The organism is Caproiciproducens sp. (assembly GCF_053840905.1).
The window spans coordinates 33,214-48,518 of sequence record NZ_JBNLXQ010000014.1; the positions used below are offsets into that span (position 1 = coordinate 33,214).

Below are 15,305 nucleotides of genomic sequence, written 5' to 3' on the forward strand. Positions count from 1 at the left end.
TGTTCTCGGGGACTCTATCAAAATAAGGGAATATTCAGAACTTTGCGGCATTCAGCCGTTCGGAAAAATCTCACGGATTTTCTGTTCGATCAGCTCCGCCATTTTCCGGTGGCCCGCCTGGGTGTAGTGGATGCCGTCCTCCGGGCCGACTTCCACGCTCCGGCCCGGATTCAGAAAATGCACGCGGTTCCGTTTTGCGGCCTGCTCATACTCTTCCGCCAGCAGAAGGCTGTTTTTCATTCCTTCGCCGAACATCAGCCGCCAGGCGCGGATCCCCACGTCGGCGATGGGGACCGGCGCGACCAGAAGCACCTGCGGGGCGCCTCCTTCGCTGCCGGACTCCGATTTTAAAATCGTCCGGATCAGATTTTCCATCCCCGACGCAATGTCGCACACGGGCAGGGAAAAGCGCTTTTTCAGATCGTTCGTGCCCAGCATGACGGCGACCAGGTCCAGCGGCTTGTGGCTTTCCAGACAGGGGAGAAGATAAGTCTTGCCGTTTTTATATTCCTCGATCGGGTCGTCCCAGACGGTCGTTCTGCCGCCCAGCCCTTCTTCGATCACATAGTATCCGCCGCCGAGCAGCTTCTGCAGCAGGCCGGTCCAGCGGACGTCCCGCGCGTATCTGCCCGTCATGCCGGGTTTCATCCCGTAGGTATTGGAATCGCCGTAGCAAAGAATATTTCTCATTTTCCCAGCCCCTGTTTGCAGTATTGGCCGACGATCTTAGCCATAACGCCCCACTGCCGGTCCATTTCCTCCACCAGCCGGAACTGCGTCCGGGCGCGGTCAAGGTTATGGCTCTCGCGGCTGATCTTGAAATAGGTGTCGCCGGCGAGATAATCCGCCAGAAAGCGGATGCCGCATTCCAGCGTCATCATCTTCGCGCCGTCGGGCAGCCTCCTGATTTCCTCGTCGGTCAGCACCCTTCCCGCGACCTCCAGAAAGCCTTTGGTATATGCTTCAAACAGCTCAAGGTCAAAATGCACCCTGGACAGATCCCGTTCGTCCTCCGCCGCCGTGCTTGCCCCGAAGCGGATGGAGTCGCCGAAATCGTACAGGGAAAGGCCGGGCATCACCGTGTCCAGGTCAATGACGCATACGCCCTTACCGGTTTCGCTGTCGACCAGCACGTTGTTCAGCTTGGTGTCGTTGTGGGTGACCCGCAAAGGAAGCTCCCCCCGCGCCTGCATATCCACCAGAAGACGGGTGTAGTCCTCTTGCCCGAAAACGAAAGCGATTTCCTCCTTCACACCGGCCGCCCTGCCTTTTACGTCCGCGGCGAGCGCCTCCTTAAACTGGAGGATGCGGTTCGGCGTGTCGTGGAACAGCGGGATGGTTTCGTGGAGCGTAGCCGCCGGATAGTCGGCTAAAAGCAGCTGGAACCGGCCGAAGGCCCGGGCGGTATCGTAAAATTCTTCTTTGGTCCTTGTCTGCTGAAGGGTGACGGTGTTCTCGATAAAGTAATAGGAGCGCCAGTAGCCGCCTTCCCCGTCGACATAATAGTACGCGCCGTCCCGCGTGGGGATCAGGTTCAGCGTTTCGCGGTACGGGTCGCCGCCGGCGGCGGCGATGGCGTTGTGCAGGTAACGGGTGACGCCCACCACGTTTTCCATCAGCTCCGCCGGCTTGCGGAACACGTTGGTGTTGATCCGCTGCAGGATGTACCGGCGGGTTTGTTCCTCAAGCTGGAAAAAGACGGAAAAGGTGTCGTTGATATGTCCGCTTCCATAGGGCAGGATTCCCACATACTGGCCCTCGAACTGGAATTTTTCCGCGATCGCGGGAAGAAGCTCCTTTTTCACCGGTTTCATGTATTGCCCTCCCAAAGCTTATCAGGATAGATCCCCTGTTTTCTCATTCTGCGGATCGCTTCCACCACCACCGGTTTGTCTTCGCGGTAGGTGATCCCGTACCATTTGTCCGGGGACCGCAGCACTTTTACGCTGGCTTTTTTGCCCTTGAGCAGCTCATCCACCACGGTGGGCAGGAAGAATTCTGCTTTCAGCGGGTCCTTTTCCAGAGCATCGTCCAGGAAAGCGGGGAACCTTGCCGCGATTTCCCCCAGGATCGATTCGGAAAAGCCCCACAGATTCATGGAGACGACGCTCCCCGGGGGGATGGTTACCCAGGTGTTTCCGCCGTCCTCGGTGTACTGGACCGCATTTTCCCGCCTTTCAATGTGGGTGCGCTCGTGGATATCCTCGAGAAACCCGTCCGGGGTGGCGGCGCAGACGCCCCTTGCCACGTGGCCGTGGTCCGTCAGCGTGTTTTCCAGCGTGTAGCCCACCATCGCGTAACGGTACAGCCCGTCGTCCCGGCTGTGGAGGAGAGTATCGTAAATCAGGCGGAACGCGTCTTTTCCGTAATAATCGTCGGCGTTGATCACCGCGAAGGGCGCGTCGATCGCTTCGCGGCAGCAGAGCACCGCGTGCGCGGTGCCCCAGGGCTTTTCGCGTCCCGGAGGCGCCCGGTACCCCTCGGGCAGTACGCCGACCTCCTGATACGCGTATTTTACCTCTATGATTTTGGACATTCTGTCTCCGATAATTTCTTTAAAATCCGCCTCAATGGATTTCTTGATCAGAAAAACAACCTTTTTGAAGCCGGCCTTCACCGCGTCGTAAAGCGAAAAATCGATGATGATCTCCCCGTTGTCCCCTACGGGGTCGATCTGCTTCGGCCCGCCGTATCTGCTGCCCATTCCCGCCGCCATGACAACGAGTACAGGTTCCTTCATGCCGCATTCTCCTTTGTATGTTTGCTTTTTTACATTCTCTGCCCTTATTTTAGAGGATGCTTGCTTTAAAATAAATATCTTATCCATCACAAAATTTGCACAAAAAATCATTTTTGCACAAAAAGAATCCGTCCGGGATTCCCGGACGGGCCGTATTTTCTGCTGTTCTGTTATGGATCGGCATCACTCAAAATGGGGCGGGCGGCCTTTTTGGCTGTCGGTCCGCAGCTTGACGGAGGAAGAGTACTCCGAGGGGGTCATCCCGGTCACCTTTTTGAAGTGGCGGGAAAAGTAGTGGATGGACGAGTATCCGAGGTCGTTCGCGATTTCGGTGAAATTCTTCGTCCCCTCGCGGATGGACTGCTTGGCGCTGTCCACCTTCATCTTCCCGAAGTATTCCATCACGCCGCCGCCGGTTTTTTCGCGGAACACCTTTTGCAGGAAGGAACAGCCGCACATGTTGTCCCGGCACACGTCGCTCAGGGTGACCTTGTTGTGGATGTTTTGACTCAGGTACGCCACGATCCGGGAAAAGGTGTCCTGACCCGATTTCTCCTTGATGGAGGAGGAAACGCGTTCCTCGCCGGCCCCGCCCTTCCGGATCAGGCTGATGAGCATCAGCTCCAGGCAGAGCTTGATGACCTGTTCACAGGCAAAAGCGCCTTTGCCGCTGCGCACCAGCTCCTTCATATCCACATCGTCCAGCGGGGAGGAAAAGGCGCCGAAGGATTCCTCGATCACGCGGCCGAGCAGGTCGCGTTCAAAGTCGCCCACCTTCAGGATCTTGTTGTCGAAAAAACGCATGGCGGGGGAGCCGCATTTGAACGTGATGACCACAAGGTTCGGCGCGATCACGCCGTTGGCCCACAGGCTGTGAAATTCATAGGGCTTGTGAAAGATGATGTCCCCCTTTTTCAGCACATAGTTGGTGTTTCCGGCGGTTACGTCCACCTGCCCCTTGTCCACGTACAGGAATTCCCAGAAATTGTGGGTTTCGCCCGGAAAATAGAAATCGCTGTTGTACTCAAAATAATGGACGGTGATCAGTTCATCGATTACGATTTCCTGCTTCAAAAAGGTGCTTACAAATTGCGTCATCAGTCTCAGCTCCTCACCTGCGTCAATCCTTTTATAATATTTAATCATAGCATTCCTTTTCTCTGTAAATATTTCAATACGGAAATATCCGGGATGGGAATCACCGCCCGGGGAAGGTTTGTCATTCTGCGCATAAAATTTGTACAATGTCCGTTTTCCGGTGCTTTTAGCCGTTTTGCGAATTGACAAATGAAATGGCCGTGCTATAATACGAGCAACACAAGGCAAAGGCGCTGCGTTCGGCTGAACGGGGCGTTTTTTTGTTTCCGGGGAGTAAGCTGATACGGAATTTGTCGCGGGCCGGGGTCCGCCCGCAAGACAGGAGAAAACCGCCGCCCGCGAAAGCAAAAGACCGTTTGTGCAACTTAAATGGATTGTGCAAATTTAATGCAAAAAATTCTAAATCAATATTAGTGAAAACACCGTAAAATAGGGATGTTGAACGGCGAATTGGATAAAAATGAAACATTGGAGTCCAATTTATTGGTCAATATGCAAATTCAGGGACGCCTCAAATTCAAACATAAAATTAGGAGGTCTGAAAATGAAAAAGAAATTATGTTCTCTTATGGCCATTGTTTTAGTCTGCGCCATGGCGCTCGGCGGCTGCGGCGGAGCCGCTCAGTCATCGGCGCCGGCCGCCTCCGGCGAAGCGGCGTCCGGAGCCGCGAAGAGCGACGTAACCGTTACTTATTACTCCATGTGGAACGAAACCGAGCCGCAGGGACAGACCATTGCGGCAGCGGCGGAAGCCTTTAAGGAGAAGACGGGGATCACCGTCGACATCAACTGGCAGGGCCGCGATATCCGCAAGACCCTGCAGCCCGCGCTGGACGCCGGACAGGAAGTCGACCTCTTTGACGAGGACGTCGAGCGTGTAAACGGCACCTGGGGCAAATATCTGCTCAATGTGGAGGATCTGGCCGCCAAGTCCTACGACACCACGGACGGCAAACCGCTGACCGACGTGATCAATAAGAAGCTGGTCGACCTTGCCCGTTCCCTCGGGCCGGACGGAAAGCTTTCCACCATTCCTTACCAGCCGTCCTCGTTCCTTGTCATGTACAACAAGGACATCTTCAAGACGGCCGGAATTACGGCGGTCCCGAAGACGTGGGAAGAGTGGCTCGACGCCTGCGCCAAAATCAAGGCGGCCGGCAAGACCGCGATTACCGTGGACGACGCATATATGGCCGCCTTGTTCGGCTACCATATGGCCCGCCTGATCGGCGGGGATAAGACGCTTGCCATGGTGGAAAACAAAAAGATCGACGATCCCGCCGTCCAGACCTTCGGCGAGCAGTGGAAGGAAATGTACGACAAGGGCTACATATCCAAGAACGCGGCCGGCAATATTTACCCCGCGGGACAGCAGGAGGTCGCAAGCGGCAGCGTGGCCATGTACCTGAACGGGACCTGGCTTCCGAATGAAATCAAGAATTCCGCCCCGGCGGACTTCAACTGGGGCACCTTCGCGTATCCGGCGGTCGGCAAGGACGGCGACGGCCCGGAGGCCAACCAGTACGGCGCGCAGTGCTTCGGCATCAACAAGGACAGCAAACACGCGGCGGAAGCCTTCCAATTCATCGTCTTTATGACCACCGGCGAATGGGACAACAAGCTTGCGGCGGAATCCATCGGCGTACCGATGGCGAACGACGCAACGTGGCCGACGCAGCTTGCGGACGCCAAGGCGGTTCTGGACGCGACCACCACCCGGTATCCCTGGGCGGTCGGCATGGAAAACGACGCGGACATCAACGCGAAGATCAAGACCAATTTCGCCCTGCTTGTCAGCGGCAAGCTTGACGCGAAGGGCTTTGCGGACGCAATGAAGAAATAATTCAACGACACAGCGGCGGGGAAAGGGCGGCATCGTGTTTACGCTGCCGCCCTTTTGTCCCTGGGATTCTCGGGAGGTTCTTATGAAAACAAAAAATAAATCGATGATTGTTATTTTTCTGGCACCCGCGGTTTTTCTGTACGCCATGGTTTTCCTGTACCCTACCATAAGGACCGTCATCATGAGCTTCTTTAAAGCAGAGGGCGTTACGGATGCCGTTTCGGCATGGAAGTTTAACGGGCTGGGGAATTTCAGGACCCTTTTCCATACGCCCCTTTTTATGAGCGCGCTGCAGAACATCGGCCTGATCTGGCTTGTGGGCGGTATCGGCGTCATGCTGGTCTCGCTGCTTTTCGGGGTGATCCTCACCAGCGGAGTCCACGGGAAAAGCTTTTTCCGCTCCGTGATCTACCTGCCGAACGTCATTTCGGCGGTCGCCATGGGGACCATGTGGATCAACTATGTTTACAATCCCAATTTCGGCCTTCTCAGCTCGATCCTGAAAGCCCTCGGTTTTTCGGAAGCGGCCGCCACGCAGTGGACCGGCCCGGAAATGGTGTTCTGGAGCATGCTCGTCGCCTACTGCTTCGGCATGGTGGGGTACCATATGCTGATCTGGATGAGCGGGATCGAGAGGATCCCGACGGATTTTTACGAGGCCGCCACCATCGAGGGGGCCAACGTGTTCCAGCGGTTTTCAAAAATTACGCTTCCCCTTCTGAAGGGAGTCTGCCGCACCAATATCGTGCTCTGGACCGTCAGCACCATGGCTTTCTTCGTATGGAGCCAGCTGTTTTCGCCCGTAAACCTGAGCGCGAGCACCGTCACGCCGATGTCCTATATGTATGAGCTGGTGTTCGGCGCGAGCAACTCGGCCATTACGGTGCGCGATTCCGGAGCGGGCGCGGCGATCGGCGTCATCCTGACCATTGTGGTCGTGATCGTCTTTCTGTTTACGCAGCTCATTGTCCGTCACGACGACGTTGAGCTTTAAGGGGGAATGAACAATGGCTAATCAAAAAATCAGACGGAAAATCAATTGGAAAAAAGAACTGGCCCTTGCTCCGGGCTATCTGGTCGTTGGAATCTGGATCGTTTTTACCTTTGTGCTGATCGGCTGGATTATCCTGGCGTCCTTCTCCACCACCAGAGAGATTTTCGACGGAAACCTGTTCAAATTCGCAACCGGGCTGCATCCGGAAAACTACGTGAAGGCGTGGAAAACGCATAAGGTATCCAGCTATTTTATGAATTCCCTTGTCTACACGCTGATTTCCTGCGCGGTTGTCATTATCGTTGCCGCGCCGGCCGCTTATGTGCTCAGCCGCTTCAAATTCCGCGGCAACGGGTTTCTTCAGAACTTATTCGCGACCGCGCTGGGGATTCCCTCGATCATGATCATCATGCCCCTGTTCGCGCTGTTCAGCCAGATGCATGTCAGCCAGTCCAGAGGGCTGCTGATTTTCCTTTACATAGCGATCAACGTCCCGTTTACCGTCTTCTTCCTGAATACCTTTTTCCACAATCTTTCGGTTACGTTTGAGGAGGCCGCGGCAATCGACGGCTGTTCGCCCATGAAAACGTTCTGGACGATCATGCTGCCGCTGGCGCAGCCCGGGATTATCACGGTGACGATCTTCAACTTCATCACCATCTGGAACGAGTATTTTATTTCCCTGATTTTCGCCAATACGGCAAAGACCCGCCCGGTCGCCGTCGGCCTGTACTCCATGATCCAGTCCATGCGCTATACGGGGGACTGGGGCGGCATGTTCGCGGCAGTGGTCATTGTGTTCCTGCCGACGTTCATTCTGTATATCTTCCTTTCGGAAAAGATCATTGCCAGCGTGACCGGCGGAGCCATCAAAGGGTAAGTCCGGAATTGCCGAAAAAAACCAAGGGGGACGTTTTCATTGAAAATTTATCCGTCGCTGCTGAAAATACCCGGCGCCGCGCTGGAAAACGGGAATCCCCTGCCGCGCTTTCGCGACCGCGCGCAGGATCAGCCCCTGATCGACGCGGGTCTGCTGGAAAGCGAGAAAAAGGGCTTCGCCTACCAGACCGGTTTCCGCGAGCTGCCCTATACGGTTCAGGACGGCTTTCACCGCGGCCTGAAGCCGCGGGAACTGAAAACCGTCGTTATGGAGAACGGTTTTCTGCGCGCCGTCTTCCTTGCCGATTTCGGCGGGCGGCTGTGGTCGCTTTTCGACAAAAAGGCGGGGCGGGAGCTCCTGTTTTCCAACCCGGTTTTCCGCCTTGCCAACCTTGCGATCCGCAACGCGTGGTTCTCCGGCGGCATCGAGTGGAATCTGGGGCAATACGGCCACAGCTGCCTGACCTGCGAGCCGATGTTTTTCGCCCGATGCACGGGAAAGGACGGGGAGCCGTTTCTGCGCATGTACGAGTACGAGCGGCAGAAATGCTTCTTCCTGCAGATCGATTTCCACCTGCCGGAGGATTCCGACCGGCTGTTCGCCCATGTGAAAATCCTCAATACGCAGCCCCGTGCGGTGCCGCTTTACTGGTGGACCAATATCGCGGTGCGCGAGGAACGGAATGTCCGCGTCCTGTCGCAGAGCGACGGGGTCGTCTGCATCCGGCCGGAAACCATGGGCTCGCAGAATTCCGCCCACGGCTTTGCCCACGACACCATGCCGTATCTGAAAAGCCTGAACGGGCTGGACGCGAGCTATCCGCAGAACCTCACGTATTCCAGCGAATATTTCTTCCAGAACCGGCACGCTCTGTCCGACGCGTGGGAAGCGGCGGTGTACGACGACGGCTCCGCGTTCTGGGAACGCTCCACCGCGGCGCTGCGCTACCGGAAAATGTTCTGCTGGGGCATGCAGCGCGGGGGCTGCCACTGGAAGGACTTCCTTTCGCGGGACGGGGAAGGGAACTACCTTGAGATTCAGGCGGGCTTATTCCCTTCGCAGGTGCACGGCGGGGACATCGGGCCGAACGGCTGCGTGCGGTTCACACAGGTTTTCGGCGGGATGGAGGCCGACCCGCAGAAGGCCTTTGGTGACTGGGAAGCCTCCAAGCAGTATGTTCACAGCCTGATCGACCGCCGTCTGAGCGGGGAAGAGCTGCTGCGGGCGGACAGCCTTTACGAAGCGCTGGAGGATACCCCGCCGGACGAGGTACTGCATTTCGGCAGCGGCTGGGGCGCGCTGGAAGCCGCCCGCGACCCAGGAATGATTCCGAAGGGCCTCGTTTTCCCAAAGGAGACGCTCGGCGAAAAGCAGGCGCCGTGGCTCGCCCTGCTGCAGACGGGCCGGATGCCCGAACAGGAAAAGGGGCTGCCCGTTTCCTGGATGACGGATCCCCGCTGGACGGCGCTTCTGGCCGCTTCTCTGGAAAAAGAGGAAAATAGAAGCGCGCAGGCGCTGCTCCACCTGGGGCTGATGCTTTACGAAAGCGGCGAATGGCGGGAGGGAATCGGCGCGATGGAGCAGTCCCTTGCCGTTTGCCCCACCGCGGTCTGCTGCCGGAATCTGGCGCAGGCCATGGTGCAGGACAACCGGCTGGAAGAGGCCTGCTCCTATATGGAACAGGCGCTGGCTCTGGGCGGCGCCGAACAGTCCGAGGTTATGGCGCAGGACGCGATCGATCTCTTCACAAAGGCCGGGCGCTGGCAGAAGGCGTGGGACTGCTACCGCGCGCTTCCGGATTCGCTGAAGGCCGCGGAGCGGGTGCGGCTGAGCGCCGTGCGCGCCGCGTTCGAGCTGGAACAATGGGATTTTCTAAAGGAACAGTTCGCGTTTCCTTTCGCCGTGATGCGCGAGGGGGAGACCCTGCTGCTCGACACCTGGTTCATGACGCAGGCCGTGCGGCTGGCGCGGCAGCGGGGGGAGCCGGACTGGAGAACGCTTCTGGACGAAGCGCGGGCCACGCTCGACCCGCCCTACAATCTGGATTTCCGTATGACAATGTGACTGCTTTTGGCAGCCGTATGGCGTTTATTAAGCCATACGGCTGTTTTTTGTGTGAGAATACGGGCATACTTACGCGCGTGCGGGAGCCTCGGATATTTTTCGTAACATAATTGATACTGTTCATTTTCGGTATATAATGATATAATAAATAATCAATGTAAATAAAGAAAGGCGTGGTGAAATGAAGCTGAGAGCCGTTGCGGCGGCGCTTGTGATGGCGGTGACCCTGTCGGGCTGCTCCTTTATCGGCCTTGACGCCCAGACGCTGATGCACCCGCCGAAACCGACCGGGGAAAAAGCGGATATTCACGCGCTGCTGGAAAGCAAAACCGACGGGAAGATGACGCTGAAATATCCGAAAAGCGGGGACTACCGCTCCGCGATTATCACGCACGACCTGTGCGGTGATAAAAACGACGAGGCCATGGCGATTTACCAGAAGGAAGACGAGACCTCCGGAACCAACATCATGTTCATGAAAAAGGACGGAAAATGGGTGGATATGGGCTCTTTCAGCAATCCCGCCGCCCAGGTGGACAAAGTCTGCTTCGGCGACCTTGACGGCGACGGAAAGAGCGAGGTCGTCGTGGGCTGGGGCAGCAGTCTGAACAATACCAGCACCATCTGCGTCTATTATTATAAAAACGGGAAAATGAACGAGCTGAAGTTGGAACAGACCTACACCGAGCTTGCGGTGATGGATTTTGACGGCGACGGCAGGGACGAGATTTTCACCGCCAACACCAGCGTGGGCGACCAGCCCGCGTTTGCCCGGCTGTTCCGGGTCAAGGACGGCGCCGTGGAGGTGATGGGCTCCTGCCGTATGGACGGCGGCGTCACGAAATACGCCTCCGTGAAGGCCGGGCTGATCAACGAGCGCCAGAACGGCATTGTTCTGGACGGGGTCAAAAACGAGGGTTCCCTCGTGACGGAGCTCCTTTACTGGGACCAGAAGACAAAGCGACTGAAATCGCCGTTTTACGACGTGAAAACGCAGACGGCCAATTATACGATGCGCAATACGTCCGTTGTTTCCAAGGATATCAACGGCGATAAAATCATAGAGGTTCCGATCGTCAGCCTGATGCCGGGCCACAGCGGCGAAAAAACGGACGACGCGGACTATATTACCAACTGGCACCGCTACGACACCCAGACCGGCACGTTTGTCCGGGTAATGAGCATGGTCCTGGATTATTCCGACGGCTACTGGTTTCTGATACCGGACATGTGGCGGGGCAAAGTGACCACCAAAACGGATACCGTGACGCGTATGATTACGTTTTACCGCTGGAATGCGGCGGGGAAAAATTCGGGGTCCCTCGGCCCGGCGCTTCTGAAAATTCAGGTGTTTTCCCAGAAGGAATGGGACAGCGGCACAGGAACGGCCGGCTTTTACAAGCTGCTTGAGTCCGACAGCCTGGTGTTTGCAGCCAGCTCCCCGTCGCCGGACGACGCGCTTTCCCTCAGCGTCGGCGACGTAAAAAACAGCTTTGAGCTGATCAGCCAGGATTAAATCAGGATATGGAGGAACGGGTATGAAAAATATCCTTGTTGCCGAGGACGAACAGGCAATCCGGGAATTTGTGGTAATCAATCTGAAACGGGCCGGCTACAACGCTTTTGAGGCGGCCAGCGGGGACGAGGCGCTCGCGGTTTACGACCGGGAAGCGGGCAATATCGACGTGGCGGTGCTGGACATCATGATGCCCGGCAACAGGGACGGCCTTGCCGTCTGTAAGGAGCTGCGGCAGAAAAGCGGCTCCATCGGCATCATCCTTCTGACCGCGCGCACACAGGAAATGGATAAGGTCAGCGGCCTGATGATGGGCGCCGACGACTATGTGACAAAACCGTTCAGCCCCAGCGAGCTCGTCGCAAGGGTGGACGCGGTGTACCGCCGCGTCGCGCTGGAGCAGATGAGGAACGAAAACAACTTCAAGGAGGAAATCCGCTCCGGGGAATTCGCGCTCAACCTGCGCAACCGCACCCTGATGAAGAAGGGCGTGCCGATCGAACTGACGCAGGTGGAGTTTCAGATCATGGAGTATTTCTTTTCCAATCCGGCCACTGCGCTCGACCGCTCCGATATTTTAAAGCATGTGTGGGGGGACGCGTATTTCGGCGAGGAGAAGATTGTGGACGTGAACATCCGCCGCCTGCGCATGAAGGTGGAGGACGAACCCTCCAACCCCAAGCACATTGTCACGGTCTGGGGGCTGGGGTACAAGTGGGAGGCATAGCCTTCCCGGGGCAGATCAACGATCGTTAAGGAAAGGGGAAATCGGCATGAGAACGAACGGCATCACCAGGCGCTGGCTCTTAAACAGTCTGGGTGTCATTCTGCTCATTCTGGTTACCTTGATTCTCGTCCTTTCCTATGTTGTGCGCGGCTATGTGTACAACGGGATCCAGACGGCGCTGAGCAGCCGCTCCGACGAGCTGACCAACGTGTTCGCGGATTACGGCAGGAAATCGCCGCAGGAATTCAGCACCGCCGCCCGCAATTATGTGGAAAACTTCCCCAATAAGGAGAGCATGGAGCTGATGGTGTTCAACTCCAACGGAAAGATCATCATTACCTCGGTGGGCTTTGCGCCGGACGAAAGCCAGCCCATGCCGGACTATAAGCTGGCGCTGGAAAGCACGGGGGGCTACGGCACCTGGACGGGCAGCCTGACCAGCGGGGAAAAGGTGATGGCCGTTACGCGCGTCATGCGCAACAACGAGGGCGGCTTTGTGGGTGCCATCCGCTATGTGGTTTCGCTGGAGGAAGCCGACAAGCAGGTCGCCATTATTCTGGGGTCCCTGATCCTCGCGGGGCTTCTGATCATTCTGTTCGTGATTGTTTCGAGCTATTATTTTATGAATTCGATTATTACGCCGATCAAGGAAATCGGCGCGACCGCCAAGCGGATCGCGCAGGGTGACTTTAAGGCCAGAATAGAAAAAAGCAACGACGACGAAATCGGCCAGCTCTGCGACACCATCAACGACATGGCCGACGAGCTGGGCGCCGCCGAAAAAATGAAGAACGACTTCATCTCCTCGGTGTCCCACGAGCTGCGCACGCCGCTGACCGCCATCAAGGGCTGGGCGGAGACCATGCAGGGCGGCGGGAACGACAAGGAGACGCTGGACCGCGGCATGGGCATCATTATCCGCGAATCGGAGCGCCTGTCCGGGATCGTGGAGGAGCTTCTGGATTTCTCCCGGATGCAGAGCGGGCGCATGACGCTGACCATGGACAAGATCGACATTCTCGCCGAGCTGGGGGAGGCGGTCTATATGTTCAGCGACCGCGCCAACATGGAACATAAATTCCTGCTTTACGAGGAGCCCGCTATGCTTTCGCCCGTTCTGGGCGACATCAACCGCCTGCGGCAGGTGTTTGTCAATATCATCGACAACGCCCTGAAATATACCGAAGAGGGCGGCACCATCAGCGTGACCGCGACGGAGTCCGGCGGGTTTATCCGCGTCGTCATCAGCGACAACGGCTGCGGGATTCCGGCGGAGCATCTTCCGAAGGTAAAAAAGAAATTCTACAAGGCGAACCAGACCATCCGCGGTTCCGGAATCGGCCTTGCGCTTGCCGACGAGATCATGAAGCTCCACTCCGGCAGCCTGGAGATCGAGAGCCATGAAAACGTGGGGACCGCCGTCACCATCTTTATACCGACCTTGAAACAGCTGGAAACCCAGCCGCAGACCGACGAGACAATAAACGAAGAAAGGAATTCCGAAAAGAATGGCTAGAGAAAAGACAAAATGCATCACGTCCATCGGAGGACAGGCGCTGGTGGAGGGAATCATGATGCGCGGTCCGAAAAAAACGGTCGCCTCCGTGCGCGTGAGCGACGGCTCCGTCTCCACGCAGGAAATGGGCGGCAGCCCGATGCGGGATAAGCATTCCGTCCTGCGCCTGCCGCTGCTGCGCGGGATCGCGGGCTTTATCGATTCGCTTTCCGTGGGGTACAAGGCGCTTTCCTATTCCGTGGACAAGGCGGGGCTGGAAGAGGACGGGGAACCGTCCAAATTTGACAAATGGGTCGAAAAGACCTTCGGCGATAAAATGATGAACGCGATTATGGCGGCGAGCACCGTGCTGGGCCTTCTGCTGGCGGTGGGGCTGTTCTTCTTCCTGCCGACGATCCTTTTCAATCTTGTCCGCGACTACGCGGCCGGCCCGGCCATAGCGCCGTGGCGTTCCCTGATCGAGGGAGCCATGCGAATTGCGATTTTTATCGGTTACATTTATTTCTGTTCCCGGATGCCGGAAATCAGACGGCTTTTCCAGTATCACGGCGCGGAGCATAAAACCATCTTCTGCTATGAGAACGACGAGGAGCTCACCGTCGAAAACGTGCGCAAGCACAGCCGGTTCCACCCGCGCTGCGGGACAAGCTTTCTGGTTATTATGCTGCTCCTGAGCATTATCGTGGGATTTTTCATTCCGTTCGGCAATCCGTTTGTCAGGACGTTTGTCAAAATTCTGTGCGTCCCGCTCATCGTCGGCGTCGGCTACGAATTTATCCGCCTGTGCGGCCGTCACGACAACGCCTTCACGCGCGTTATTGCCGCCCCGGGGCTGTGGGTGCAGCGGATTACCACCAAGGAACCGGACGACGGCATGATCGAGGTGGCGATCGAAGCCATGAAACAGGTCATTCCGGAAAACGGCGAGGACAAAATCAAGATCGGCGAATAAAAGAAAAGCGGGTGCGGACAGCTTGACATTGGGCGAAACATACCGGATGGGAAAAAACATACTGGCCGGCGCGGGGGTCGAAAGCCCCGCGTTCGACGCCTCCTGCCTGTTTGAGAAGGTGTTCGGACTTGACCGCCAGAAAAGAATCGTCCACGCCGCGGAACCGGCCGAAGAGCAGAAGACGGAGGAATATCTCCGCCTTTCGCGCGAACGCGCGGGCGGCAGGCCGCTGCAGTATATTCTGGGCAGCTGGCCCTTTCTGGGGCTTACGCTTGCGGTCGGCGAGGGCGTGCTGATCCCGCGGGAGGAAACCGAGCTTCTGGTCCAGACGGCGGCGGAGCTGCTGCACGGCGGGGAAAACCCGCAAATCCTCGACCTCTGCTCCGGAAGCGGCGCGGTGGCGCTGGGGCTTGCTTCCCTTCTTCCGGGCGCGTCCGTGCTCGCGGCGGAGCTTTACGGCGAGGCGCTTTTCTATCTCGACCTCAATATCAGAAATACCGGGCTCCGTCAGGTGAAATCCGTGCAAACGGATGTTTTAAACCCCGAAAGCGCGGCGCGTTTTTCTTCCTTTGACTGCGTCGTATCCAATCCCCCCTACGTGGCCGCCGACGAGATAAAAACGCTCCAGCCCGAGGTGCGGCGGGAACCGCGCACGGCGCTTTTCGGGGGGGAGGACGGACTGCTGTTTTACCGCGCGATCGCCTCGATCTGGCTGCCGAAGCTGAAGCCCGGCGGCGCGGCGGCGGCAGAGATCGGCGAAGGGCAGGCCGAACCGGTGGCCCGCCTTTTTCAAAACGCCGGCCTGTCTGAAATCCGGGTGGTCAAAGACTTTAACGGCTTTGACCGGGTCGTCGCGGGTATCCGGAAAAGCAATTAAACATTTGTTCGAATTTTTCTTTCCCCGTCTTGATTTTCGGCGGGGAATACGGTATAATTTTTTAGACGATAAAAAATTTGAGGCCGCGCGGCGGGGAA

13 protein-coding genes are annotated in these 15,305 nt (G+C 57.1%); 9 read left to right on the plus strand and 4 right to left on the minus strand.

The window, feature by feature from the left end:
• Nucleotides 1–51 precede the first annotated feature (51 nt).
• The 4 genes from ACQGQ5_RS13275 to ACQGQ5_RS13290 form a co-directional block, all read right to left on the minus strand.
• The gene (locus ACQGQ5_RS13275) at nucleotides 52–690 is read right to left on the minus strand and encodes an SGNH/GDSL hydrolase family protein (RefSeq protein ID WP_455736971.1); all 639 of its coding nucleotides are present in this window, start codon (nucleotides 688–690) and stop codon (nucleotides 52–54) included.
• On the minus strand, nucleotides 687–1,814 hold the full coding sequence (locus tag ACQGQ5_RS13280; protein ID WP_455736972.1) for a phosphotransferase enzyme family protein: 1,128 nt from the start codon (nucleotides 1,812–1,814) through the stop codon (nucleotides 687–689). Before ACQGQ5_RS13280 ends, ACQGQ5_RS13275 begins: the two co-directional genes overlap by 4 nt.
• On the minus strand, nucleotides 1,811–2,740 hold the full coding sequence (locus ACQGQ5_RS13285; protein WP_455736973.1) for a sugar phosphate nucleotidyltransferase: 930 nt from the start codon (nucleotides 2,738–2,740) through the stop codon (nucleotides 1,811–1,813). The genes ACQGQ5_RS13280 and ACQGQ5_RS13285 overlap by 4 nt, the downstream gene beginning before the upstream one ends.
• A 183-nt stretch (nucleotides 2,741–2,923) precedes the next feature.
• Nucleotides 2,924–3,838, minus strand: coding sequence for an AraC family transcriptional regulator (locus ACQGQ5_RS13290; RefSeq protein WP_455736974.1), 915 nt, complete (start codon nucleotides 3,836–3,838; stop codon nucleotides 2,924–2,926).
• A 544-nt stretch (nucleotides 3,839–4,382) separates the two neighbouring features.
• Between ACQGQ5_RS13290 and ACQGQ5_RS13295 the strand changes: the two genes are divergently transcribed.
• The 9 genes from ACQGQ5_RS13295 to prmC all read left to right on the plus strand — a co-directional run bounded on the left by ACQGQ5_RS13295 (nucleotide 4,383) and on the right by prmC (nucleotide 15,207).
• On the plus strand, nucleotides 4,383–5,681 hold the full coding sequence (locus ACQGQ5_RS13295; RefSeq protein ID WP_455736975.1) for an ABC transporter substrate-binding protein: 1,299 nt from the start codon (nucleotides 4,383–4,385) through the stop codon (nucleotides 5,679–5,681).
• A gap of 82 nt (nucleotides 5,682–5,763) precedes the next feature.
• Nucleotides 5,764–6,675, plus strand: coding sequence for a carbohydrate ABC transporter permease (locus ACQGQ5_RS13300; RefSeq protein WP_455736976.1), 912 nt, complete (start codon nucleotides 5,764–5,766; stop codon nucleotides 6,673–6,675).
• 13 nt (nucleotides 6,676–6,688) lie between these two features.
• The gene (locus tag ACQGQ5_RS13305) at nucleotides 6,689–7,555 is read left to right on the plus strand and encodes a carbohydrate ABC transporter permease (RefSeq protein WP_455736977.1); all 867 of its coding nucleotides are present in this window, start codon (nucleotides 6,689–6,691) and stop codon (nucleotides 7,553–7,555) included.
• A 39-nt stretch (nucleotides 7,556–7,594) separates the two neighbouring features.
• Nucleotides 7,595–9,619 carry a DUF5107 domain-containing protein gene (locus ACQGQ5_RS13310; RefSeq protein WP_455736978.1) on the plus strand — a complete coding sequence of 675 codons (2,025 nt, stop codon included), beginning with the start codon at nucleotides 7,595–7,597 and terminating at the stop codon, nucleotides 9,617–9,619.
• 181 nt (nucleotides 9,620–9,800) lie between these two features.
• Complete coding sequence (locus ACQGQ5_RS13315; protein WP_455736979.1) at nucleotides 9,801–11,135, plus strand: FG-GAP repeat domain-containing protein; 1,335 nt, start codon at nucleotides 9,801–9,803, stop codon at nucleotides 11,133–11,135.
• A gap of 22 nt (nucleotides 11,136–11,157) precedes the next feature.
• Entirely contained in the window at nucleotides 11,158–11,862 is a 705-nt protein-coding gene (locus ACQGQ5_RS13320) for a response regulator transcription factor (RefSeq protein ID WP_275713287.1), read from the plus strand.
• Nucleotides 11,863–11,908: 46 nt separating this feature from the next.
• Entirely contained in the window at nucleotides 11,909–13,378 is a 1,470-nt protein-coding gene (locus ACQGQ5_RS13325) for an ATP-binding protein (protein ID WP_455736980.1), read from the plus strand.
• A complete protein-coding gene (locus ACQGQ5_RS13330) occupies nucleotides 13,371–14,330 on the plus strand; it encodes a DUF1385 domain-containing protein (RefSeq protein ID WP_455736981.1) in 960 nt (319 codons plus the stop codon). Before ACQGQ5_RS13325 ends, ACQGQ5_RS13330 begins: the two co-directional genes overlap by 8 nt.
• 46 nt (nucleotides 14,331–14,376) lie before the next feature.
• Nucleotides 14,377–15,207: a peptide chain release factor N(5)-glutamine methyltransferase gene (gene prmC, locus ACQGQ5_RS13335; protein ID WP_455736982.1), complete on the plus strand. Its 831-nt coding sequence runs from the start codon at nucleotides 14,377–14,379 to the stop codon at nucleotides 15,205–15,207.
• Nucleotides 15,208–15,305 lie beyond the last annotated feature (98 nt).

What these genes read in the sequence shown, in the direction of transcription:
- ACQGQ5_RS13330 (WP_455736981.1), top strand. Translation starts at nt 13,371, where the DNA reads ATGGCTAGAGAAAAGACAAAATGCATCACGTCCATCGGAGGACAGGCG.
- ACQGQ5_RS13320 (WP_275713287.1), top strand. Translation starts at nt 11,158, where the DNA reads ATGAAAAATATCCTTGTTGCCGAGGACGAACAGGCAATCCGGGAATTT.
- ACQGQ5_RS13290 (WP_455736974.1), bottom strand. Translation starts at nt 3,838, where the DNA reads ATGACGCAATTTGTAAGCACCTTTTTGAAGCAGGAAATCGTAATCGAT.
- prmC (WP_455736982.1), top strand. Translation starts at nt 14,377, where the DNA reads ATGGGAAAAAACATACTGGCCGGCGCGGGGGTCGAAAGCCCCGCGTTC.
- ACQGQ5_RS13295 (WP_455736975.1), top strand. Translation starts at nt 4,383, where the DNA reads ATGAAAAAGAAATTATGTTCTCTTATGGCCATTGTTTTAGTCTGCGCC.
- ACQGQ5_RS13280 (WP_455736972.1), bottom strand. Translation starts at nt 1,814, where the DNA reads ATGAAACCGGTGAAAAAGGAGCTTCTTCCCGCGATCGCGGAAAAATTC.
- ACQGQ5_RS13285 (WP_455736973.1), bottom strand. Translation starts at nt 2,740, where the DNA reads ATGAAGGAACCTGTACTCGTTGTCATGGCGGCGGGAATGGGCAGCAGA.
- ACQGQ5_RS13315 (WP_455736979.1), top strand. Translation starts at nt 9,801, where the DNA reads ATGAAGCTGAGAGCCGTTGCGGCGGCGCTTGTGATGGCGGTGACCCTG.
- ACQGQ5_RS13300 (WP_455736976.1), top strand. Translation starts at nt 5,764, where the DNA reads ATGAAAACAAAAAATAAATCGATGATTGTTATTTTTCTGGCACCCGCG.
- ACQGQ5_RS13325 (WP_455736980.1), top strand. Translation starts at nt 11,909, where the DNA reads ATGAGAACGAACGGCATCACCAGGCGCTGGCTCTTAAACAGTCTGGGT.
- ACQGQ5_RS13275 (WP_455736971.1), bottom strand. Translation starts at nt 690, where the DNA reads ATGAGAAATATTCTTTGCTACGGCGATTCCAATACCTACGGGATGAAA.
- ACQGQ5_RS13305 (WP_455736977.1), top strand. Translation starts at nt 6,689, where the DNA reads ATGGCTAATCAAAAAATCAGACGGAAAATCAATTGGAAAAAAGAACTG.